The organism is Vibrio sp. D417a, assembly GCF_030248595.1.
Taxonomy (GTDB): Bacteria; Pseudomonadota; Gammaproteobacteria; order Enterobacterales; family Vibrionaceae; genus Vibrio; species Vibrio alginolyticus.
On record NZ_JAHGAM010000041.1, the window covers coordinates 35208 to 58218 of the forward strand.

The window sequence follows — 23011 nt, forward strand, 5'->3', positions numbered from 1 at the left end:
ATAAGCCAGTGCAATAACACGCTGATTTTAAAGGCTGCCAGCTTGTTGGCAGCCTTTGTGTTTTCTAGTATTAGAAGAAATTAAATATCCACTGCGCTGAGCAAATAATCACTTGCCTATTTTACGCCCTTTCTGTACTATTCGTGCTCCTTAAACTCAGTCAATTATCTTTAGTTCCTTGCTTCCTCTGGACGACTGAGCCATTTGTGGAAGCTGAATAATCCGTAAGGAGCAACCAATGCGTCATTACGAAATCGTATTCATGGTGCACCCAGATCAAAGCGAGCAAGTTGCTGGCATGATCGAGCGTTACACTGGTTCAATCACTGAAGCTGGCGGTAAAATCCACCGTCTAGAAGACTGGGGCCGTCGTCAACTGGCTTACCCAATCAACAAGCTTCACAAAGCTCACTACGTTCTTATGAACGTTGAAGCTGACCAAGCTGTAATTGATGAGCTAGAAACTGCTTTCCGTTTCAACGATGCAGTTCTACGTAACATGATCATGCGTACTAAAGCAGCGATCACTGAGCAATCTATCATGCTTAAGCAAAAAGAAGAGCGTGCTCCACGTCGTGAAGAGCGTTCTGAAGCTAAGCCTGAAGCTAAGTCAGAAGCTGCTGAGTAAGTTTTCTTATGGCCAATCGAATGGAGCTGAGCGGCACCATTGCCAAACCGCCCATTCGTAGTAAAAGCCCTGGTGGCATTGAACACTGTCGGTTTTGGCTGGAGCATCGCTCTACTATTATCGAAGCTGACTTACCTCGACAAGTTTATTGTCGTATGCCGGTAGTCGTCAGCGGGCTTGGGTCACAAGCACTAACTCAGAATTTAGTTCAAGGCAGTAACATTAAGGTAAGTGGTTTTGTCACTTATCAAACCGGCCGAAATGGCGTGGGAAAATTAGTGTTACACGCCGACAACATTACTCAAATTTAAGATCAGGAGATAGCCCATGGCTCGTTTCTTCCGTCGTCGTAAATTCTGCCGTTTCACTGCAGAAGGCGTACAAGAGATTGATTACAAAGACGTAGCAACTCTTAAAAACTACATCACTGAAGCTGGTAAAATCGTACCTAGCCGTATCACTGGTACAAGCGCTAAGTACCAGCGTCAACTAGCACGTGCTATCAAGCGTTCACGCTACCTAGCTCTACTACCGTACACTGACAAGCATCAGTAATCGGTTCATTTTATTAAGAAAGAGGATTAAGCAATGCAAGTTATTCTACTTGATAAAATTGGTAACCTAGGTGGTCTTGGCGATACTGCAAACGTTAAATCTGGCTACGCTCGTAACTTCCTTATCCCACAAGGTAAAGCAGTTATGGCAACTAAAGCTAACGTTGAAATGTTTGAAGCTCGTCGTGCTGAACTAGAAGCTAAAGTTGCTGAGCAACTAGCTGCTGCAGAAGCTCGCGCAGAGAAAGTTAACGCTCTAGAAGCGGTAGTTATCGCTTCTAAAGCTGGTGACGAAGGCAAACTATTCGGTTCTATCGGTACTCGTGACATCGCTGACGCTATCACAGCTGCAGGCGTTGAAGTTGCTAAGAGCGAAGTTCGCCTTCCTGAAGGTGCTCTACGTACAACTGGTGAGTTCGAGATCAGCGTTCAACTTCACTCTGAAGTTTTCGCAACTGTGAACCTACAAGTTGTTGCTGCTGAGTAATTCAGTATCAAGACGAAATACTAAAAAGCACCTCCTTGGAGGTGCTTTTTTTATTTCTAAAACTGAGAGAAAAAGGGTTAAAAAGCGAAAAGTAAATTAACGGAAAATACGCTGTCCGCTTTGCTTAAGCCTTCAGGCACTTTATCGTGATACTGACGAGAGTGCGCCAGTTTCAGTGCAATATCTTCAGTAATATCATTGGTTACACTGAGTTCACTATCAGTACGTGTGTTACTTCTACCTGTTACCAACGTAATATCAGCGGCGAAACTTAAATTATCCAACGCATGCCAAGTTGTGTTGATATTTCCTCGAAAAATGCCTTCTCTAACGATATCGGGAAAGACAATATCGTCATCATCTATTTCGTCTAAGTTTGGCTCTTGATAGCGAAAACCAGGGCCTACTTCTACCTCTAAAATGAAGTTCTCAGTGTAGGAGAACTGGTAACCCAAACCACCTGACAACGTATAGTCTTTAAAATAAGCACTGTAGCGAGAATCCACTCCTTTAAAGCTGCCATACAAATACGTCTTAGGGCCTAACTTGTAGTCACTCTGCAGGGAATAGGTGGATGAGCGTTTGTCTTCTTCACCGTCTTTGTACAAGTTGTAGTACTTCCATTCACCATTAGAACGGTGTCGACCTGACGTATATTCAGCACTCAAACGAGCATTCAGGGAACGAGAGTCCGTGTTACCTGTGTGAGCTTGATAGCCGAACTCCACCTCGGTTTTTAGTGGGTCGGGTACATCAATATTTTGCTCTGGCTGTACTGATTCGTCAGCATACGATGCACTAGCGCACAGTAGGCTAAAGCTAAGTAACCAGTATCGGGACACATCAACCTCGAACGTAATCAAAAAGGAGGGGCATGATACTGATACAGATATTTGGTTGGGTCAATGGTAGGTTAATTTTTATTAGAGCTAGGCGGAAGAACCAGGCTATTACCCGGGTGGTTCACATGATGATTTCTTAACAAGTAATTGTCGCTTCGGGGAAGCATCTCAGTTAGGTTAAGGTTATAATCGTGGGTCAATAGTAGTTATCGAGCAAAGTCATGGCGGAAAACAGAAATCGCAAACCTTCAGACAGTCAGGTCGACGCAATCAAAGTGCCACCTCACTCACTAGAAGCCGAGCAATCAGTAATTGGTGGTCTTTTACTGGATAATGAACGTTGGGACACCGTTGCCGAACGTGTTGTGAGCAGTGATTTCTATAGTCGTCCACACCGCCTGATTTTTGAAGGTGTAAAAACCATTCTTGAAGCGGGTAAACCTCTCGATCTTATTACTTTATCGGAATATCTAGAGCGTCATGAGTTGTTAGAAGATGTAGGCGGTTTTGCTTACCTCGCTGACTTGGCGAAGAATACGCCAAGTGCAGCTAACATCAATGCGTATGCTGATATTGTCGCTGAGCGTGCGATTGTTCGTGGCCTTATTGGTGTCGCGAATGAAATTGCGGACGCGGGCTATGACCCTCAAGGTCGTAGTTCTGAAGATTTAATAGACATGGCGGAGAGTAAAGTTTTTGCTATCGCCGAGTCTCGAACTAGTGAAAACGAAGGACCACAAAACGTCGACAACATCCTCGAAAAGACGTTAGAACGTATCGAGTTGTTGTATAAAACGCCACAAGATGGTGTTACGGGGGTCGATACCGGTTTCACCGATCTCAATAAGAAAACCGCAGGTTTGCAAGGCTCTGATTTGGTGATTGTCGCAGCGCGTCCATCGATGGGTAAAACGACCTTTGCGATGAACTTGTGTGAAAATGCGGCCATGCAACAAGAGAAGCCCGTACTTATTTTCTCGTTAGAGATGCCAGCTGAACAGTTGATGATGCGTATGTTGGCCTCTTTGTCTCGTGTAGACCAAACCAAGATCCGTACGGGTCAGCTAGATGACGAAGATTGGGCGCGTATTTCTTCTACTATGGGTATCCTGATGCAGAAGAAAAATATGTACATTGATGATAGCTCTGGTCTAACTCCGACCGAAGTGCGTTCGCGCGCTCGCCGTATCGCTCGTGAACATGGCGGTCTGTCGATGATCATGGTCGACTACCTTCAGTTGATGCGCGTGCCTTCGTTAACCGATAACCGCACTCTTGAGATTGCTGAGATCTCGCGCTCTCTTAAGGCGCTGGCAAAAGAGCTAAATGTGCCTGTTGTGGCACTGTCGCAGCTAAACCGTTCCCTAGAGCAACGTGCGGATAAACGACCAGTAAACTCGGACTTGCGTGAATCCGGTTCCATCGAGCAGGATGCTGACTTGATCATGTTCATCTACCGTGATGAGGTTTATCACCCAGATAGTCCGTACAAAGGTACGGCCGAAATCATTATTGGTAAACAGCGTAACGGTCCTATCGGTTCTGTTCGCCTCACTTTCCAAGGTCAACATTCGCGTTTCGACAACTACGCGGGTCCTGCATTCGATATTGATGATGAGTAATCCCATGAGCTATATGAAAGCGGCCAAGGCGTGCATTGATTTGTCTGCGTTGCAGCACAACTTACAGCGCGTAAAAGCTCAAGCGCCACAAAGTAAAGTGATGGCTGTCGTCAAGGCCAATGGTTATGGTCACGGATTACGTCATGTTGCAAAACATGCTAACCATGCGGATGCGTTTGGTGTGGCTCGTATTGAAGAAGCATTGCAACTGCGCGCTTGTGGAGTAGTAAAGCCGATTCTATTGCTAGAAGGTTTTTACTCTCCTGGTGACTTACCTGTTCTTGTGACGAACAACATCCAAACCGTGGTGCACTGTGAAGAGCAGCTTATCGCCTTGGAGCAAGCAGACCTTGAAACTCCGGTTGTCGTGTGGCTGAAGATTGACAGTGGCATGCACCGCCTTGGGGTTCGTCCTGAACAATATGACGAGTTTGTAACGCGGCTAAAGGAGTGTCCAAATGTAGCGAAACCGTTGCGTTACATGAGCCACTTTGGCTGTGCAGATGAGCTGGATAGCGATATTACCCCACAACAGATTGAGCTGTTTAAATCGTTGACTTCTGGTTGCCAAGGGGAACGTTCACTGGCGGCATCTGCGGGGTTATTGGCATGGCCTCAAAGCCATTTAGATTGGGTTCGTCCGGGTATTATCATGTATGGTGTGTCGCCATTCGATGACAAAACGGCGCAAGATCTTGGGTATCAACCTGTTATGACACTTAAATCCCACCTTATTGCGGTACGTGAAGTGAAGAAGGGCGAAAGTGTTGGCTACGGTGGTATTTGGACCAGTGAGCGAGATACAAAAGTGGGTGTCATCGCTGTAGGGTATGGCGACGGTTACCCAAGAAGTGCTCCAAACGGTACGCCGGTGTGGGTTAATGGCCGTAAAGTACCTATTGCAGGTCGAGTTTCCATGGATATGCTGACGGTCGATTTGGGACCAGACGCAACGGATAAAGTCAGCGACGAAGCGATTCTTTGGGGGAAAGAGCTCCCAGTAGAAGAAGTGGCGGGTCACATTGGTACGATTGCGTATGAACTCGTGACTAAGCTAACGCCTCGCGTCGAGATGGAATACTCCAAATAAACAACGAAAGGCTAACCCAAGGTTAGCCTTTGTTTTATCTACTCACCGTTAATCGTAGCAATAACGCGGCGGCCACCACCAAAGTCTCGATGCTCACCCAAGTAAATACCTTGCCATGTTCCTAAAGCTAATCGACCATTTTGGATTGGTACCGTCACACTACTGCCAAGCAGTGATGCTTTAATATGTGCCGGCATGTCGTCGTCACCTTCATAGGTGTGCTGATAATAAGGAGCACGCTCTGGCACAAACTTATTGAAGTGCGCTTCCATGTCCATACGCACGGTTGGATCAGCATTCTCATTTAAGGTCAAACTGGCGGAGGTGTGCTGAATAAATAAGTGTAATAAACCTACTGAAAGTTCGTTTATTTGTGGTAATTGTTGTTCAATTTCATCAGTTATCAGGTGAAAACCGCGGCTTCTCGCTTTTAATTGCAGTGTTTTTTGTGCCCACATACGTGTTCCTTTGGAAATTTATAAATTGGCGTCTATCCTATTCCAATTAGAGCCTGTCATTAGTAAATGATATGATTCTTGTCATCGTAAATGAATTGTTCAATTTCAGGGCAGGGAACGTGACCTAACTCAATGTGAGTGTAAAAGCTCTCGGTCATAATTGGCGCCTGAAAAAAAATTACAAAGACTTGTTTTGTGGCAATTTGCCCAAACATCTAATTTATATTCTATTTGCTAAATCGGGGATTCCACAGTTTTCGCTAGACTGTAAGGAATGGAACCTACTGTAACATCGGGATAAAGACCATGTTGAAAAATATCAATCCAACGCAAACACAAGCTTGGAAAGCGCTAACGGCGCATTTCGAATCTGCACAAGATATGGATCTTAAAGAGCTGTTTGCTCAAGACGCAGCGCGTTTCGACAAATACTCTGCACGTTTCGGCTCAGACATCCTAGTCGATTACTCAAAGAACCTCATCAATGAGGAAACTCTGAAGCACCTGTTTGCTCTTGCGAAAGAGACCGAGCTGAAATCTGCAATTGAAGCGATGTTCAGTGGTGAAGCGATCAACCAAACAGAAGGTCGCGCTGTTCTTCACACTGCACTACGTAACCGCGCTAATACTCCAGTTATGGTAGACGGCGAAGACGTAATGCCAGCAGTGAACGCGGTTCTAGAAAAAATGAAATCATTCACTGAGCGCGTTATCGGCGGTGAATGGAAAGGTTACACAGGCAAAGCAATTACTGATATTGTGAACATCGGTATCGGCGGTTCTGACCTTGGCCCTTACATGGTGACGGAAGCTCTAGCGCCATACAAAAATCATCTAAACCTTCACTTCGTATCTAACGTTGATGGTACACACATCGTTGAAACGTTGAAGAAAGTTAACCCAGAAACGACGTTATTCTTGATCGCGTCTAAGACGTTTACAACGCAAGAAACCATGACTAACGCGCACACTGCTCGTGATTGGTTCCTAGAATCTGCGGGTGATCAGGCTCATGTGGCTAAACACTTTGCTGCGCTTTCAACAAACGCGACAGCCGTGTCTGAATTTGGTATCGATACAGCGAACATGTTTGAATTCTGGGACTGGGTTGGTGGCCGTTACTCACTATGGTCTGCGATCGGTCTATCAATTGCACTAGCAGTAGGTTTCGACAATTTTGTTGAGTTGCTTGATGGTGCTCACGAGATGGACAAGCACTTCGTATCAACAGATCTAGAAAGCAATATTCCAGTGATTCTTGCTTTGATTGGTATTTGGTACAACAACTTCCACGGTGCGGAGTCAGAAGCTATCCTACCTTACGATCAGTATATGCACCGTTTCGCAGCGTACTTCCAGCAAGGTAACATGGAGTCAAACGGTAAATACGTTGACCGTGACGGCAATGCTGTAACTTACCAAACTGGCCCAATCATTTGGGGTGAACCAGGTACCAACGGTCAGCACGCGTTCTACCAGCTAATTCACCAAGGTACTAAGCTTATCCCATGTGACTTCATTGCACCTGCAATTAGCCACAACCCAGCTAGCGATCATCACCAAAAACTGATGTCTAACTTCTTCGCGCAAACTGAAGCTCTAGCGTTTGGTAAAAATGAAGAAACCGTGAAAGAAGAGTTGGTGAAAGTAGGTAAGAATGCTGAAGAAGTGGCAGCGATTGCGCCATTCAAAGTGTTTGAAGGTAACCGTCCAACAAACTCTATTCTAGTGAAGCAAATCACGCCTCGTACGCTAGGTAACTTGATCGCAATGTACGAACACAAAATTTTCGTACAAGGTGTTATCTGGAATATCTTCAGCTTTGACCAATGGGGCGTGGAGCTAGGTAAACAACTGGCTAACCAAATCCTACCTGAGCTTGCAGACGAGTCTCAAATCAGCTCGCATGACAGCTCAACAAACGGTCTAATCAACGCATTTAAAGCGTTCAAAGCTTAATGTTTGAATAGATAAAGAAAAGGTCAGCAAATGCTGACCTTTTTATTGCCTGAGGCAAAAACAAAATAGGTTGGCCAGTGCCAACCTATTCTTTCTCTTTTATTCGAAGCAAATTTCGATAAAGGCATTTCCCCATTGGGAAGAGAAAGGCATGATAATAATTGAGCCTTCACACTTGTGGCGAATCGTATGACCTCGGCCCGAAACCACAACCGGTGTTGCCATATCAAAGTCAAAACCACTTTCCGCCAGAATGCGTTTCGCACCACCAGTAACCATGTTGGTGATCTCACCCACCATATCGGTCACTTCTTCATTGAGCCCATTTGGACGTTCACCAAGCATGTTCTGCATGATTTCTAGGGCGAGTGCTTCATCAAAGGTGATCGACATTGAACCACGAGTTTGTGGGCCTACCATACCAATCAGACCAGAAACGTCACCTCGTGCGATCTCATCTTTTTTGATTCGCGGTTTTTGTGGCTTCAGCTCAAGAGAAGCCATAGTTTTTAGCACGTTCATTAAAGAAGCTAAAAACGGGTTTACAAATTCAGCGCGCATAACGTTCTTCTATACTTTTTCTTTCGTCTCGGAGGAACAGGCCTGGCATTCACCATGAGTTTCAATAACTTGGTTGGTCAGTTTGAATCCATGCTTCTCGGCGTTTTCGGCTAACAAGGATATCAGCGTCTCATCTTCGAGTTCAACGACATCACCACATTTATCGCAAATTAGTAATTGGAAAAAGTGCTGCTGAGTATTGAAAGAACAACAAGTAATAAAGCTATTTGTCGATTCCACTCGGTGGATGAAGCCTTGTTCTAGGAGAAAATCTAATGCTCGATAAACAGTGGGCGGCTTAGCCTGAGGCTCACTCTCTTTTAGTTGCTCCAATAGCTCATACGCACTTGAGGCGCGGCGATTAGAACAAATGAGTTCAAATACGCGTCGGCGTTGCGGAGTCAGTCGTACTCCACGCTCTGCGCAGATACTTTCAATTTGTTCAATGATTGTTGGGTTCAAACCTTTCACCATAACTATCGGACGTGCTCTATGATAAATCATTTCTATACGAAGTTCGTTTAGAAATGCTTCATTTTACCCACTATCAGAACGAAAATCATGAATTAAAGCAAGTCGGTGGTGGTGTGAAGGCGGAATAATCATCACAGAATGAATCAACGAATGACAGATTCGTATTACTTCTGCGTATTCCTAAGCACTTGGCTAGTCAGCCAACCAAATCATTCTCGCTGAAACTAGCACCCAGAGGTGCTTGGGTATACAATACCCGACTTATTTTTTGAGCGTACTGCTGCGCTCGACCTTGGCAACATAAAAACGGGTGTTTATATCATGACTCATTCTTGCAGGCTCTCCGTAGCACCAATGTTAGATTGGATTCTATGGCGATAAACGTCAATAAAACCAAAGGCTTGAGCGTGTGGTTGTAAGGCAGGGGACATGAGGGGACATTCACAGGCATCATCAACACCCTCACATCAATACTATCCCCTAATAGAGTTTGCTTCTACTCTTCTCCACCATTTCAGGGGACATTTTTACCATTTTAATCTGTCATGGCTTATTTTCGATTTTAGATTGTCTACTTGATGCTGCTGAGTTGTAGATAGATTAGAAGTCGACAGCTCCTCGAATGTTTTCAGTAGTCGATTCAATTGTCTGTTCTGCTGCCTGTAGTCTTGTTCTTCTTTTGCAGTAAACCACTTGTCAGCTTGATGTTGTAGTTTAATGATAAGTTTTTGGGTGTGCACTGCATCAGCAGCTTTTTGCTCTCGATACTTCCAAGTCTCCAACCGCCTCCCTCTGTTTAATTCATGCGGTTGGTATTCCTTGTTATCTAGGCCTGCGTGCTTGAGTACAGCTGTATTAAAGGCCTGCTTCAATAGAGCGGTACACTTCTTTTGCTGTAAAACGCGTAAAACTCTTCCGTTTAGCACTTTTCCGACTAGAAGATGTACATGATCACCAGCCCCCCGTACTCCGGATTGTTGCTGTTGGTGCAACACTGCGCGGATCTGTGATTTAAAAGGCTTAAGTTCTTCAGGTTTCAGTTCTAGCAGTTCGCTAATTGCTTTACAGCAATCACTGATTATAGATTTCCATTGTGCTGGCGTTGGTCTGTGTCCTTTGGGGAGAGTTAAGCAGTAGCTCATCGCATAACTGGATAAAGGGCGACCTCCTTGACGGTTGAGATGTTGCTTTGTTCGAAATTGCTCACCCAGTAGCGCTATTCGCTGCGATGTATGTGCCGTTCCTATGAGAGAGATGATGTTTTCTGTTGTTCTATGATTTGGGTGCTTCTCTGAGAGTAAGTAGCGTTCTGTTGCCATAACTCCATCGGCCCCATTTTTGATTGCTTCAGTTGTTATCGTCCAGTTCTTAATCATGTTTTATTAAAAGATTAAGAAATTATTGCTCATTTATGCAACAACACTATTTGAATGTCGTGGTATCACAGGTATTCCAGATAGGACAACCTCGAGCTTCGCTGTGCGTTTGTTGTCCATTGGTGAGAGGAGGCCCCTCTCAACTCCCCTAAATATTTTTGAGGGCTAGCCTAGAATATATATGCTTAAAATAAACGTATGGAATATCAATCTTTTGACAAGCGATTTGCGAATGCTTTAGCTACGCCGAAATTAAAAACAAAGCAAATTGAATCCGCTGTTTTTAGACATTGTATAGAGTCAGGTTTTCTTAGTACTGAAGACAAAGAAAATAATTCGCCTCGGTATCAGTGGTATCAGAGGGTACTGGAACTCAACTTGCAATCTCTGAGTTTGCTAGAGCAGGTTATGATAGACGAGGGGAATCCTAGGCGGATGGGGGAAGTTCAAATCGAGATAGAGGCTAAAGTGGCATCTATCTTAAGAAATCTTGCAAAGAGGGTCTTGGAGTCTGATATCAACCAATCTAAAAGTAGTACCGGATCTTCATTTAGCACTAAGCAGAGTGTTGATATGAAGCATATAGCTTGTCAGAGTTCGACTAAATAAGAGACCCCCTGTTATTTCATTTAAAGAAGACTCAAACGGTTTCAATTGTGTCGCTAAAATTTTTGATAGAGCCTCTATCCCAAACTTTAAATGGTCGACAGTATTTTCGAGCTTCTGGAACTTCAATAATCCAAGGTTTGACTATAGTAGGTGGGAAAAGCGGTTGCCAAACACATCGGTTTTCTTTTTGCCAAGAATATTTGGTTTTTTCCTTTGTGAAAGCAGGGCTCTCCTCAGCATGTGGCGAGTTGTAAGGGATTGGATCTGGCGTATATATTACATCTCTAAAGCCATACGCTGACACACTGTTTCTTATTACTTTCGTGACTTCATGGTAGAAGCCATGAGGATTAAAAATTTGGTAGCAAGCGTCTGTCTGTTCTTCTAGATTCCAGCGTCTAAAAAGGTCGTTAGTATACTCATTGCTTGTACAGAAAAGGAAACCATTCCCGCAACGTCTTGATGTTTGTAGGCTCAAATCAGCGAGTGTTAATTCGCCACCGCCCTCAATTTTAAAAAATTCGTCTACGATTGGTTCCTGCTTTCCTCCTTGAACTTTTAATTCCCCTTCAATGTGACGAACAATGCCATGTTGTCCTTCACCCGTGTCACCTCGTGCTGTGCCGTGTGTGACGATATCATTGAAGTCTAAAATTGTCCCAAGTCTCAAACTTCCACGTTCAAAGAATCCATCCATGAACTGTTTATTTACAAATTTGTAAAGCATTTAATCACCCATACATTAAGCTCTCAGCCTTCCCATTCTGGCTGTGATTTTTGGGTGTGAAAATACTCAATAGTGTATTTGTCCTGTCATGAGTAGGCTGAGGTAAGTAACCACGAACCGACAAAAAATACATTTTTTATCGATTCGCGGTTGAAAGGTTAAGGCGTTGTCTTCTCATTATTACAGTGACTGTGTGACACACCAAAAGGTGTGTCACATGGTCACAGTATCAATGAGTAAGACTTATGATATCTTCGTCAGAAGCGCGTGATGATACTTGCTCAACACAAATGCGACCTGACGATTGCAACTTCTTGAGTGAGCGACTGAATGCTTTACGCTGAGCGTCAGTTGGTTTTGAGTCCGATGAATACAGAGCTTGACGCAACTCAATACGGTTAGCTGTACCGTCAAATTTTTCACTCAGTAGTGTAAGTACGGGATTGTCAGATTCATAATCCCTTTCCGCTTTGACTTTCACTGGTTTTACTCTTGCAAGAGATGTTACGGGCAGTTTCTCATCACATTGAATACCGAGATCGACCAAATCAAACTCAACTTCAAGATCAGGAGCTTCATTTCCTTCTTTTTGCTTGGTGTTGGAAAACGTCAGAACTTTACTCTTACCGTCACGCTTCACTTGAAATTCAAAATCGCAAGCCGCTCTCAGTGCTGAGCTTCCCCGTGCGCCTCTAGATTCATCGCGACCAGAGTGATGAACACACAAAACAGTAGTGTCTATCAATGATTTGATTTTGTCGCAGCCATTGACAAATGCAGACATATCGCGAGATGTGTTTTCGTCACCGGAGTAGCAGCGTGCGAGGGTGTCTATAACGACCAACCGCACTTTTACGTTTTCATTAAATTCTAGCTCTTTGATTGAATGTGCTAGGGTTGTAACATCATCTACATCTGAAATGTTCATACTGTGGCCTAGAATGTAGAGGTTTTGAGTCTCAACACCATTTGCTATTTCCCATGCCTTAACACGCTTTGCGACGCCTGTCTGACCCTCAGCTGCAATGTATACAACTGCACCACGTTGAACGGGTTTATTGTTCCATGCTTTACCCGTTGTAACTGAGCAAGATACCTCAAGTGTAAGAAATGTCTTTAGAGACCCGCTTGCGCCGTAAACCATCCCAAATGACGAAGCCGGGATTAAGCCTTTGACTAGCCACTCTGTAGCTGCGTCAAACCCAGAGGAGCCGATCGAGAACTTTAGGTTACCGAAGCGCTTTTGAGTTGGTTTTACTAGCTCAATAGGTAGAGCAGCGTTACCGCTAAATAGATCAATTTGAGTCGGATTCATTTTTTCTCCGTTGTAATTTAGTTATAAATTCAGCTCGCTACAAGCGCACTGAAATAGAATTAATGGGATGTTGTAGCTACTAGGTTTAGTCTCAGATAGTGTCTGTTCAGAATATCTACACTTCTGTGACCAGTTATCTGTGCCACTTCTGGGGCGCTTAGGCCAGACTCAAAGAGACGCGAAGCTGCTTCTGCTCTAAGATCATGAAAGCGTAGATCATCAATCTTCAAGTCTTTTGTTAGCTTGCGCCAAGCCCTGCTAATAGCATCAGCTTTATAGTCAAAGATTAAGTCATCATCTTTTTTGTCTGAGTACTTTTCTAATATCTCCAGAGCTTTTTCTGATAAAGAAATTTTGGTTGTATGTCGTTGCGATTTACGCGGATCTTTACGATCTCGTATCACAAGGGTCTTCGTTTTTTTGCAATAGTCTCTTCTTTGCATTTTGACTATTTCCCCACGTCTCATTGCAGTTTCTACCGCTAAGTCGACTATGTCTGACAAAGGAAGAATTCTCGTTGAGCAACTTTCTTTAGTTTCTAGAGCTCCTGAAATTTGTTGAAGCTCTTTAAGTGTTGGACGTCTAATACGCTCATCGCTACGAGCGATAAATCCATGTCGTTGCAGCGAAGATCGCGCATCATTAAATACCGTGCAATCACATGAGATGCCGTAGAATGTGATTGCGTCTTTTAATGCTGTGCACAGGTTTGAAATATCATGCGAAACAGTTTGAGGCTTCACTGTCTCGCATCTAATTTTGCAGTGTTCAAATAGTACTTTTGCGCTCAAATTTTCTACTGGAACTTTAGCGATCGGATAGCTGAGTAGCATTTTTAGATTTGCTCTTTTACTTCGATTTAGGTTGCTAGCTGTTGGTTCTTCGGTGAGAGTCATGTTAATAACATCACCGATCAGAATTCGCTTGTTCTTCTTTGCTTTTTGTAGTCCTTTAACTCCTTCTCTATCTGCAAGTTTTGCGGTTTTCTCTGCCCACTTTTCTGCTTCAGGATATGTGTCAAAAGTTGTGCTGCACTCTCTTAGCGTTTTCCCATGAGACGTAACCCGAACACGAGCTTTGTATCTCGTGCCTCGTTGGGTATTTACTGGTTCAATAGCTTTAGTTGCCACTCGCCACGCCTCGGGAAAATCATAAAAAATGCGGTCATTCCGCGTTGGTTTTGATACTAAGAGCACTTTTGAAAATGCTCAATTCGCTAAAAACGCTCAAAAAAGGCTGTTTTTGAGGGGGTAATGGTCGGTGGGGGTGTTTTTGGTCTCGGAGTGAAAAGACCACCAGAAACGGCTAAAAAACGCATGGTTCTGACGATCTTTTGCTTTCAGTAATCTAAGAAGTAGGTTTGGTGTAATAAAAAAAAATCAACTAAAACCAAAAATAGTGACACTTGTCACATTTCGAGCTTTGGGTAGGTTTAATTATCCTGATTTGGCTCATGTATAGACTGGATATTTATACGTAAGTAAACATTATTGAGCACATTGAGATCTTTGTGGCCTGTAATTTTTGAAACCTCTACGATGCTCAATCCTCTCTCTAGAAGTTGGCAAGCACCTTCGGCCCGAAGGTCGTGATAACGAAGATCTTCGATTCTCTCTTCTCTACACACCCTTTGCCATGCCGCCCCGATAGATTCTTTTTTATATGGGAAGACGCGAGCATCCTTTCGTGGTTGGCGAAGAATAATCTCTTTTGCTTTGGGAAAAAGTGGGATGGTGCAATGGTTTCCTTTTTTGCTTCTTGGATCTTTACGATCTCGGATGGTTAATGTAGATGCCTTGAAATTTACGTCGTCCCAAGTGATGCGGGTAATTTCCCCTAATCTCATACATGTAAGAAGAGATAAGTGAAAAATGTCCACTAGCGGGATATGGGCTGCTCTATGTGATTGCCTTCTCTTTAGCCCTCGCTCCATGAGTTCTAGTTCTTTTGGTGTTGGTCTGCGCTCTCTTCGTACACTGCGACCGATCAGTCCGTATTTTATCAGGCTCGGAATAGCATCATCGTGTGCTTTGGTGTTTGCTTCGTATCCGAACATAGGCCCGGCTACGTCGAGCACACTTTTTAGGTAAGTAATGTCGTGATAAATAGTCTGAGGGAGAGGCTGAGTCTGCTCAGATTTACGGTAACGGCAATGGTTCACGAGGTCATTGGCGGTGAGGTGATCTGCACGAACTAGAGCAACGTCATAGGCTCTTAAACGGCTGAGAACTGCGAACTTTGAACGGCCAATATCTGCGGACGTGATTGGATCATTTAGATACTCTGTAATCAGGTCACCAATGAGTATGGTTCGAGCCTTAGGCTCTTTAGATGGTATACCTTCTGATTCTAGCTTTGTAACAAGCTGATCCGCCCACTTCTTCGCCTCCTTTTCAGTAGGGAAGGTTTTAGACTGTTCAAAAAGCCTCTTTCCTTTACTCGTTAGTCTGACTCGCGCTTTATGCTTAATAGCTTTTTTACCTACAACTTTTTCAATAGCGATAGTTGCCATACTTAGCCTCTCAAATACGTTAATTGAAGGAGAGGTTGTTGATGAAAGTTCCCATTGCCCACATTTGAAGCACTGGATAGCTGTATGTATAATCCCGTACCCCACAGCTCGTCCTGTACCTTTTGTGTCCCTAAAATAATCCCTTGAGGGACATTTAGGGGTACAACAGCGAGATAATGACTAGTTTTACCCAGTTTCGCCGTAGTGGATTATGTAGCTAAGGCGCTGAAATTTAGTGAGATTTTAACTATGTATCCATCTTCCCGCCTTTCTGTCGCTCCCATGTTAGATTGGACTGATCGTCATTGTCGCTACTTCCATCGCTTAATGACCAAAGAAACCCTGTTGTACACTGAAATGGTGACGACAGGTGCGATCATTCATGGAAAAGGAGATTTCCTGGCTTATAACGAAGAAGAGCATCCGTTAGCCCTTCAACTTGGTGGTTCAAACCCAGCAGATTTGGCTACGTGTGCCAAGCTAGCGCAAGAGCGTGGCTACGATGAGATTAACCTAAATGTGGGGTGTCCATCTGACCGCGTACAAAACGGTCGATTTGGTGCTTGCCTAATGGCTGAACCGCAGTTAGTTGCGGATTGTGTCGCAGCAATGAAAGACGTGGTCGATATCCCTGTAACAGTCAAGACTCGCATTGGTATTGATGATCAAGACTCTTACGAATTCCTAACGGATTTCGTTTCTATTGTTTCAGAAAAGGGTGGCTGTGAGCAGTTCACTATCCACGCACGTAAAGCATGGTTAAGTGGTCTAAGCCCAAAAGAAAACCGTGAGATCCCACCATTGGATTACCCACGCGCTTACCAATTGAAGCAAGACTTCTCACACCTAACGATTGCGATTAACGGTGGCGTGAAATCATTAGAAGAAGCAAAAGCACATCTTCAGCATCTTGACGGTGTGATGATTGGTCGTGAAGCATACCAAAGCCCATATTTACTGGCATCGGTAGATCAAGAGTTGTTTGGCTCTAATGCTCCAGTGAAGAAACGCAGCGAAATTGTTGAAGAGATGTATCCATACATTGAAGCGCAATTAGCGAAAGGTGCGTACCTTGGTCATATTACCCGTCACATGTTAGGCTTGTTCCAAAGCATGCCCGGTGCTCGTCAATGGCGTCGTCATATCAGTGAAAATGCGCACAAACCAGGTTCTGGTCTAGAAGTATTGCAAGACGCGCTAGCTAAGATTCCAAAAGAATTGAATGTGTAAAATTCGCCAGTGAATGGCTAAAATTACCAACTAAAGAATGATAAAGCCAGAGTGCAGAAATGCCTCTGACTTTTTTTTATTAAAAATCATAATCTTAACTTCGTTTCTGTAAGTTGGTATGGAAACTGCTCTGTTTATTGAAAACAAATGGAGAAGTGATTATGTTGGAGCTAATCTTTATTTTAGTCTTTGCGGCGACCTTGTTGGTTACGGGTATCACAATGATGACCGTATTCGCAGCAACTGGTATTGCGTTAGTTGTGATGTTTTTACTGGGAATGGTTGGAGCGGTACTTAAACTATTACCATGGTTAATCGTGATTGCATTGGGTATTTGGTTCTTCAAGAATTACGTCGCTCAGCCCCGCTATAAATAATGAGTAACATCATTTAGTTGATGGAGAGGCGTGAGAATATGGTATATTTCCTCTCACGTCCTCTACGTGAATATCAGCTATCTCGGAGTAAATACTACATGACAAATAAAGCGAACATCGCTTTAACGGCATTATCGTTGGCAGTATCTTTTCCTGTTTTTGCAGAGTACTCTGTATCGACAAAAGTCGGCGCAGAGGTATGGGCTGCCGACACTAAAGTTAATGAAGTGAGACGAGATAGCAGTACCGCAGGCACTTTTTACGCGGCGATTGAACATGATGTTAAATATGTCCCTAATGCGCGCCTTCGTTACTCAAGTGTTGATGCGGATTACATGGGGTTCGATAAGCTCGATTTAACCTTGTATTACCACGTTCTAGAGCATGATTTATTGCACTTTGATGCGGGTCTCACGTTCAGTAATTTAAGTGACACTAAATACATTGATGCTGGCTCAAGCAGGCGTGTAGAAGAATTTGATGAGCTGATTTGGGCTTGGTATGGTTACGCAGAAATTCAAGTTCCGGATACAAACTTTGATGTGATTGGTGAGATAAACTTTGGTGACAACAAAGGTATCAAAAGCACCGATTTCATGGCAGGTGTTCAATACAATGTACCGCTCGAAAAAGCTCAACTGGCTTTTCGTGGAGGTTACCGTGTGATTGATTTAGAGTCCGATAAATTCATGTCGGATCTAGGGAAAGAGTTTATTTTTGCTAACGGCTTCTTTGTGAGTGCGGAATACGCGTTCTAAACTCAGCCATATTAGATATTCGATTTACTTAAAACGTCGCTTTATAAGCGGCGTTTTTTTATATCACTTCATTATATCTAATCGAAATTTCTCCCTATTTGGCTGACTTAGACCATGCTTACCTAGGAGCAATGTGAAAGTTAAAGCAGGGATAGCGATGACAATAAATGAACTACGACATCTATTCCGTGAAAATCAGCTTATCGAAGCGATTATTGAGCCTGCAATCCAAGAGGGTGGTTGGGTTGTAGAGTTCAGACATGCGCGCGGTGGTTTTGTTTTTCTAACGGACAGTCACGGCGAAGAATGTCTTTATGAAGATTTGGATGCTGCGTCAAAATCGGCAATGGCAGTAGGCTTTCAACAAGTCCGCATTGAAGATCGATGAGCAAAAAGTAAGCCGTTCTTACTTCCAAAAAGTTATAAAACATTCACTTCTATTCTTTCTTGTTATTAAGGAGAGTGGGTACTCTATCGTCACGCAATGAATAGGGATGTCGTGATAATGTCTTTTCAAAAGAATGAGTATTCTCACAAGAATGTGTCTGAAGATAATAATGGGCAAGGAGGAAATCCTCCAATCGCAAGCCCTCTGAATGACCAACAAATTAGCTCACTCCAACAAACTGTCTCTGAGTTGTCTTCACAGCAACTTGCTTGGGTCAGTGGGTATTTTTGGGGATTAGCTCAAAATCAACCAAACACAGCGGTAACGCCAATTGCACAAGCAACGGCAGCCGTATCAGCGAAGCCAGCAGGTAAGTTGAGTATTATTTTTGCTTCCCAAACGGGCAATGCTAAAGGTGTTGCTGAAGCTCTGGAACAGGAAGCAAAAGCAGAAGGAATTGCAGTCGAACTTTTTGATGCAAGCGATTACAAAGGTAAAAACTTAGCCAAAGAAACGCATGTCATTATTGTGGCATCGACTAACGGCGAAGGCGAAGCGCCAGACAATGCCATTGAGCTACATGAGTTTTTGCAATCGAAGAAGGCTCCTAAGCTGCCAAACCTGCAATATGGTGTTATTGCATTGGGAGATTCTAGCTACGAGTTCTTCTGTCAGACCGGTAAAGACTTCGACACTTACCTATCAAAGCTAGGCGCGACTCCATTTATCGAGCGTCTTGATTGCGATGTGGATTATGAAGCCCCTGCAACTGAATGGCGTAAGAATGCGTTAGACAAGGTAAAAGATACACTGTCTTCTGGCTCTGAAGCGGATGTGGTTCAACTTCCTGTGGGTCAAGCTGCGACTGCGCACTCTCCTTACAATAAACAAAATCCGTACACTGCGACGTTACTGACCAGTCAAAAAATCACGGGCCGTGACTCTGGAAAAGACGTTCGTCATATAGAAATCGACTTAGAAGGCTCGGGCTTAACGTATCAGCCTGGTGATGCACTAGGTGTGTGGTTTGAAAATAGCTCGGAACTTGCAAATGCCATTCTTGGTAAGGTCGGTTTGTCTGGGGTTGAGACTGTTGACGTTGATGGTGAAAGCTTGTCAATCCACAGTGCTCTTGTGAGTAAATATGAAATCACAACATCTAACCCACAGCTCATCACAAAGTTTGCCGAGTTATCCGGTAGCAAGAAGCTACAAAAGTTAGTTGAAGATAAAGATAAGCTTCGCGAGTACTCTGCAAATACTCAAATCGTTGATGTACTGGCAGAAAAGAAAACCAAGTTAACCGCAGATGAATTGATTGGTTTGCTTCGTCGTCTTACTCCACGCCTTTACTCTATTGCATCAAGCCAAGAAGAGGTCGATGAAGAAGTACACCTAACGGTTGCTTTGGTTGAGTACGAACAAAACGACGAAAAACGATATGGTGGAGCGTCTAGTTTCTTAGCACAGCGTCTCGAAGAGGGAGATGAAGTTAAAGTATTTGTTGAGCATAACAACAACTTTAAACTGCCGGAAGATGATAGCACTCCAATTATCATGGTTGGTCCTGGCACAGGGATCGCACCATTCCGAAGCTTTATTCAGGAACGTGAAAACCGTGATGCTGAAGGCAAAAACTGGTTGTTCTTTGGTGATCGCACGTTCACTCAAGACTTCTTATACCAAGTGGAATGGCAAAAGTATCTCAAGTCAGGAGTACTAAGCCGATTGGATGTTGCCTTTAGTCGTGACCAAGTAGAAAAGGTTTACGTACAACATCGCATCTTAGAAAACGCAGCTCAAGTGTGGCAGTGGATCCAAGAAGGCGCTTATATCTATGTCTGCGGTGATGCAACGCGTATGGCAAAAGATGTGCACGACGCATTGGTTATCGTTGCTGAACAAGAAGGCAAGATGCCGCGTGACGATGCAGAACAATTTATTAATGACCTACGTAAAGCGAAACGTTATCAGAGGGATGTGTACTAATGACTTTTTCTACGGACAATAATAAGCAGGTTGTATTAGGTGAAGAGTTAGGGCCGCTATCTGATAACGAGCGCCTGAAGCGAGAAAGCAACTTATTACGTGGCACCATTGAGCAAGATTTACAGGACCGTATTACTGGTGGCTTTACTGCCGACAACTTCCAGTTAATTCGTTTCCACGGTATGTATCAACAAGACGATCGTGATATCCGTAATGAACGCACAAAGCAAAAACTGGAACCATTACATAATGTGATGCTTCGTGCTCGTATGCCTGGAGGCATCATCACGCCAACGCAATGGTTAGCGATCGACAAGTTCGCAACGGAGCACTCTTTATATGGAAGTATTCGTCTGACGACTCGCCAAACGTTCCAGTTTCATGGGGTATTAAAACCGAATATTAAGTTGATGCATCAAACGCTCAACAGTATTGGTATTGATTCGATTGCAACCGCGGGTGATGTAAACCGTAACGTGTTGTGTACCACTAATCCAGTGGAGTCAGAGTTACACCAAGAAGCTTACGAATGGGCGAAGAGAATCAGTGAACACCTGCTTCCGAAAACACGAGCTTATGCAGAGATTTGGCTAGACGGTGAAAAAGTAGAAAGCACGGAAGAAGACGAACCGATTCTAGGCAAGAACTACTTACCACGTAAGTTTAAAACCACAGTGGTTATCCCACCGCAAAATGACGTAGATGTACACGCTAACGATCTCAACTTCGTAGCGATTGCAGATAACGGCAAGCTGGTTGGTTTTAACGTCCTGGTCGGCGGCGGCTTAGCGATGACGCATGGCGATACATCAACTTATCCGCGCCGCGCTGACGACTTTGGCTTTATTCCGCTGGACAAGACACTTGATGTTGCCGCAGCTGTAGTAACAACTCAGCGCGACTGGGGTAACCGTTCAAACCGTAAGAACGCAAAAACCAAATACACATTGGATCGTGTAGGTAGCGATGTCTTTAAAGCGGAAGTCGAGAAACGTGCTGGTGTTAAGTTTGAGCAAAGCCGTCCATATGAATTCACAGAACGTGGTGACCGTATTGGCTGGGTAGAAGGAATTGATGGTAAATATCATTTAGCGCTTTTCATCGAAAACGGTCGCTTATTAGACTTTCCAGGTAAACCACTTAAGACGGGGGTTGCTGAAATTGCCAAAATCCACAAAGGCGATTTCCGCATGACAGCAAACCAAAACCTAATTGTTGCGGGTGTACCTAAAAACGAAAAAGCGAAGATTGAAAAGATCGCTCGTGAACATGGCTTAATGGACGACGGCGTAAGTGAACAGCGTAAGAACTCAATGGCTTGTGTTGCTTTTCCAACTTGTCCGCTAGCGATGGCAGAAGCTGAACGCTTCCTTCCTCAGTTTGTTACTGATGTGGAGGGGATTCTGGAGAAGCACAACCTACCAGAAAATGACAACATCATTTTGCGTGTAACTGGGTGTCCAAATGGTTGTGGTCGCGCAATGTTGGCTGAAATTGGTCTAGTTGGCAAAGCGCCGGGTCGTTACAATTTGCACCTAGGTGGTAACCGTGCCGGTACTCGAGTACCAAAAATGTATAAAGAGAACATCACGGATAAGCAAATCTTAGAAGAGATTGATCTGCTGGTGGCCCGATGGTCGAAAGAGCGTGAAGAAGGCGAAGCCTTTGGCGATTTCACTATTCGTGCTGGCATTATCCAAGAAGTGCTCGTATCAAAGAGGGACTTTCATGCTTGATTCTGTAGCATCCAAGCTGGAGCTCACAGAGTTACTGACATTAACAAAGACGGAGCAAATCCTCCGTCTTGCTCAAATTAATGTCGAGCTCGAAAAGCTTTCAGCACAAGAGAGAGTAGCGTGGGCTTTAGATAATCTAGAAGGCGAGTTCGCGGTTTCTTCTAGTTTTGGTATTCAAGCCGCGGTTATGCTTCATTTAGTTACTCGCGCCAAAGCGGACATCCCCGTCATTCTAACCGATACTGGTTACCTGTTTGCTGAGACGTACCGATTTATCGATGAGCTGACAGATGCTCTCAACCTAAATTTAAAAGTTTATCGAGCCAAGGAAAGTGCGAATTGGCAAGAAGCTCGATATGGAAAATTATGGGAGCAAGGCGTAGAGGGAATTGAAAAATACAACAAGCTCAATAAAGTTGAGCCGATGCGTCGAGCGTTAAAAGAGCTTAATGTTGGAACGTGGTTCTCTGGACTGCGTCGAGAGCAAAGTAAATCTCGTGCAGGTTTACCGATTCTATCAATTCAGAACGGTGTGTTTAAATTTCTACCAGTAATTGATTGGACTAATAAAGACGTTCATTACTACTTAGAACAACACGGCCTTAAATACCACCCATTGTGGGATGAAGGTTACCTTTCAGTTGGTGATACACATACTACTCGTAAATGGGAGCCGGGAATGTCAGAGGAAGAAACTCGATTCTTTGGCTTAAAGCGAGAATGTGGCCTACACGAAGATGATGGCTCTGAACAAGATGGGTCTGGCATATAGCCATAATGCTCTTTAAATAGAGTTTAGGTTAAGTTTAATAAAGATAGCTGCAATAAAGCAGCTTTCTTTATTTATGGTACTTGAAAAACACGTCTCAAAGAACAACTCTGTGGATAAGTTGTGTGATAGTTTGGGGTAAAGTTGAATAAATAAAGGTTTGATCGAAAACTCATCGTTTAACCACTGTTTTTGCAATTTTTGAAAAATAACACTTGCCAATGTGAGCGCGATCTCTATAATGCCTCCTCGTCGACAGGGCAAGGCCTCACAAGGGGTTAAGCGAAGTTGATAAGGCTGAAAAGAAAAACGAAATAATTTGAAGAAAGTGTTTGACACAATAAATTATCTCGCTAGAATGGCCGCCTCTTCCGAAGTGATGTCAATCACAAAGAAGAGTTGCTCTTTAACAATATAGACCTATCAATCTGTGTGGGCACTCGTTGATGATAATCCAATTAGATATTTCTTTCTTAACGGAAAGCGGTATCAAATTAGGTTTCAATGAAACGAAGTGACCATTGAATCGAAAGATTCAGCACAGTCAATT

Annotated in this window: 23 protein-coding genes; 14 read left to right on the top strand and 9 right to left on the bottom strand. The window is 43.7% G+C overall.

Features of this window, described 5'->3' with window-relative positions; all coding sequences use genetic code 11:
- The first annotated feature begins 238 nt into the window (after nucleotides 1-238).
- Genes rpsF through rplI form a run of 4 tightly spaced genes read left to right on the top strand, consistent with a single transcriptional unit; the run spans nucleotide 239 to nucleotide 1669 of the window.
- Nucleotides 239-628: a 30S ribosomal protein S6 gene (gene rpsF, locus KI742_RS22225; protein ID WP_005381299.1), complete on the top strand. Its 390-nt coding sequence runs from the start codon at nucleotides 239-241 to the stop codon at nucleotides 626-628.
- A gap of 8 nt (nucleotides 629-636) precedes the next feature.
- Nucleotides 637-939 carry a primosomal replication protein N gene (gene priB, locus KI742_RS22230; RefSeq protein ID WP_005381298.1) on the top strand — a complete coding sequence of 101 codons (303 nt, stop codon included), beginning with the start codon at nucleotides 637-639 and terminating at the stop codon, nucleotides 937-939.
- A 16-nt stretch (nucleotides 940-955) separates the two neighbouring features.
- On the top strand, nucleotides 956-1183 hold the full coding sequence (gene rpsR / locus KI742_RS22235; RefSeq protein WP_000090472.1) for a 30S ribosomal protein S18: 228 nt from the start codon (nucleotides 956-958) through the stop codon (nucleotides 1181-1183).
- A gap of 33 nt (nucleotides 1184-1216) precedes the next feature.
- Nucleotides 1217-1669, top strand: coding sequence for a 50S ribosomal protein L9 (gene rplI / locus KI742_RS22240; RefSeq protein WP_005381278.1), 453 nt, complete (start codon nucleotides 1217-1219; stop codon nucleotides 1667-1669).
- 77 nt (nucleotides 1670-1746) lie between these two features.
- Here rplI and KI742_RS22245 read toward each other — a convergent pair whose 3' ends face one another.
- On the bottom strand, nucleotides 1747-2511 hold the full coding sequence (locus tag KI742_RS22245) for a DUF481 domain-containing protein (protein WP_005381276.1): 765 nt from the start codon (nucleotides 2509-2511) through the stop codon (nucleotides 1747-1749).
- Between the two features lie 221 nt (nucleotides 2512-2732).
- Between KI742_RS22245 and KI742_RS22250 the strand changes: the two genes are divergently transcribed.
- Nucleotides 2733-4133, top strand: coding sequence for a replicative DNA helicase (locus tag KI742_RS22250; RefSeq protein ID WP_005382759.1), 1401 nt, complete (start codon nucleotides 2733-2735; stop codon nucleotides 4131-4133).
- Between the two features lie 13 nt (nucleotides 4134-4146).
- Nucleotides 4147-5223 carry an alanine racemase gene (gene alr, locus KI742_RS22255; protein ID WP_031777284.1) on the top strand — a complete coding sequence of 359 codons (1077 nt, stop codon included), beginning with the start codon at nucleotides 4147-4149 and terminating at the stop codon, nucleotides 5221-5223.
- A gap of 38 nt (nucleotides 5224-5261) precedes the next feature.
- Here alr and KI742_RS22260 read toward each other — a convergent pair whose 3' ends face one another.
- A complete protein-coding gene (locus tag KI742_RS22260; RefSeq protein ID WP_005381271.1) occupies nucleotides 5262-5681 on the bottom strand; it encodes a secondary thiamine-phosphate synthase enzyme YjbQ in 420 nt (139 codons plus the stop codon).
- A 306-nt stretch (nucleotides 5682-5987) separates the two neighbouring features.
- Here KI742_RS22260 and pgi point away from each other — a divergent pair, with 306 nt between their 5' ends.
- Nucleotides 5988-7640: a glucose-6-phosphate isomerase gene (gene pgi, locus KI742_RS22265; protein WP_005381270.1), complete on the top strand. Its 1653-nt coding sequence runs from the start codon at nucleotides 5988-5990 to the stop codon at nucleotides 7638-7640.
- A 99-nt stretch (nucleotides 7641-7739) separates the two neighbouring features.
- Here the strand turns inward: pgi and KI742_RS22270 are convergent, their stop codons facing one another.
- The 7 genes from KI742_RS22270 to KI742_RS22300 all read right to left on the bottom strand — a co-directional run bounded on the left by KI742_RS22270 (nucleotide 7740) and on the right by KI742_RS22300 (nucleotide 15214).
- Complete coding sequence (locus tag KI742_RS22270) at nucleotides 7740-8201, bottom strand: chemotaxis protein CheX (protein WP_005381269.1); 462 nt, start codon at nucleotides 8199-8201, stop codon at nucleotides 7740-7742.
- A gap of 9 nt (nucleotides 8202-8210) precedes the next feature.
- Nucleotides 8211-8675 (bottom strand): zinc uptake transcriptional repressor Zur, encoded by a 465-nt coding sequence (zur, locus tag KI742_RS22275; RefSeq protein WP_005381268.1) that lies wholly within the window; start codon nucleotides 8673-8675, stop codon nucleotides 8211-8213.
- A gap of 527 nt (nucleotides 8676-9202) precedes the next feature.
- Nucleotides 9203-9994, bottom strand: coding sequence for a hypothetical protein (locus tag KI742_RS22280; protein ID WP_306309106.1), 792 nt, complete (start codon nucleotides 9992-9994; stop codon nucleotides 9203-9205).
- A 697-nt stretch (nucleotides 9995-10691) separates the two neighbouring features.
- Nucleotides 10692-11387, bottom strand: a complete 696-nt coding sequence (locus KI742_RS22285) for a hypothetical protein (RefSeq protein ID WP_191685699.1) — start codon at nucleotides 11385-11387, stop codon at nucleotides 10692-10694.
- 229 nt (nucleotides 11388-11616) lie between these two features.
- Nucleotides 11617-12702: a helicase RepA family protein gene (locus KI742_RS22290; protein ID WP_191685700.1), complete on the bottom strand. Its 1086-nt coding sequence runs from the start codon at nucleotides 12700-12702 to the stop codon at nucleotides 11617-11619.
- A gap of 59 nt (nucleotides 12703-12761) precedes the next feature.
- Complete coding sequence (locus KI742_RS22295) at nucleotides 12762-13832, bottom strand: tyrosine-type recombinase/integrase (RefSeq protein WP_226084094.1); 1071 nt, start codon at nucleotides 13830-13832, stop codon at nucleotides 12762-12764.
- Nucleotides 13833-14134: 302 nt separating this feature from the next.
- A complete protein-coding gene (locus tag KI742_RS22300; protein WP_226084095.1) occupies nucleotides 14135-15214 on the bottom strand; it encodes a site-specific integrase in 1080 nt (359 codons plus the stop codon).
- A gap of 249 nt (nucleotides 15215-15463) precedes the next feature.
- On the opposite strand from KI742_RS22300, the gene dusA reads away from it, so the two are divergent.
- The 7 genes from dusA (at nucleotide 15464) to KI742_RS22335 (ending at nucleotide 22464) form a co-directional block, all read left to right on the top strand.
- Nucleotides 15464-16444: a tRNA dihydrouridine(20/20a) synthase DusA gene (dusA, locus tag KI742_RS22305; protein ID WP_226084096.1), complete on the top strand. Its 981-nt coding sequence runs from the start codon at nucleotides 15464-15466 to the stop codon at nucleotides 16442-16444.
- A gap of 161 nt (nucleotides 16445-16605) precedes the next feature.
- A complete protein-coding gene (gene pspG / locus KI742_RS22310) occupies nucleotides 16606-16821 on the top strand; it encodes an envelope stress response protein PspG (RefSeq protein ID WP_005381266.1) in 216 nt (71 codons plus the stop codon).
- A 98-nt stretch (nucleotides 16822-16919) separates the two neighbouring features.
- Nucleotides 16920-17579, top strand: a complete 660-nt coding sequence (locus KI742_RS22315; protein WP_285385863.1) for a TIGR04219 family outer membrane beta-barrel protein — start codon at nucleotides 16920-16922, stop codon at nucleotides 17577-17579.
- Nucleotides 17580-17736: 157 nt separating this feature from the next.
- The gene (locus KI742_RS22320; protein WP_285385861.1) at nucleotides 17737-17967 is read left to right on the top strand and encodes a hypothetical protein; all 231 of its coding nucleotides are present in this window, start codon (nucleotides 17737-17739) and stop codon (nucleotides 17965-17967) included.
- A 117-nt stretch (nucleotides 17968-18084) separates the two neighbouring features.
- Nucleotides 18085-19956, top strand: a complete 1872-nt coding sequence (locus KI742_RS22325; protein WP_005381262.1) for an assimilatory sulfite reductase (NADPH) flavoprotein subunit — start codon at nucleotides 18085-18087, stop codon at nucleotides 19954-19956.
- The gene (cysI, locus tag KI742_RS22330; protein ID WP_017821724.1) at nucleotides 19956-21692 is read left to right on the top strand and encodes an assimilatory sulfite reductase (NADPH) hemoprotein subunit; all 1737 of its coding nucleotides are present in this window, start codon (nucleotides 19956-19958) and stop codon (nucleotides 21690-21692) included. Before KI742_RS22325 ends, cysI begins: the two co-directional genes overlap by 1 nt.
- A complete protein-coding gene (locus tag KI742_RS22335) occupies nucleotides 21685-22464 on the top strand; it encodes a phosphoadenylyl-sulfate reductase (RefSeq protein ID WP_005382748.1) in 780 nt (259 codons plus the stop codon). The genes cysI and KI742_RS22335 overlap by 8 nt, the downstream gene beginning before the upstream one ends.
- Nucleotides 22465-23011: the final 547 nt, after the last annotated feature.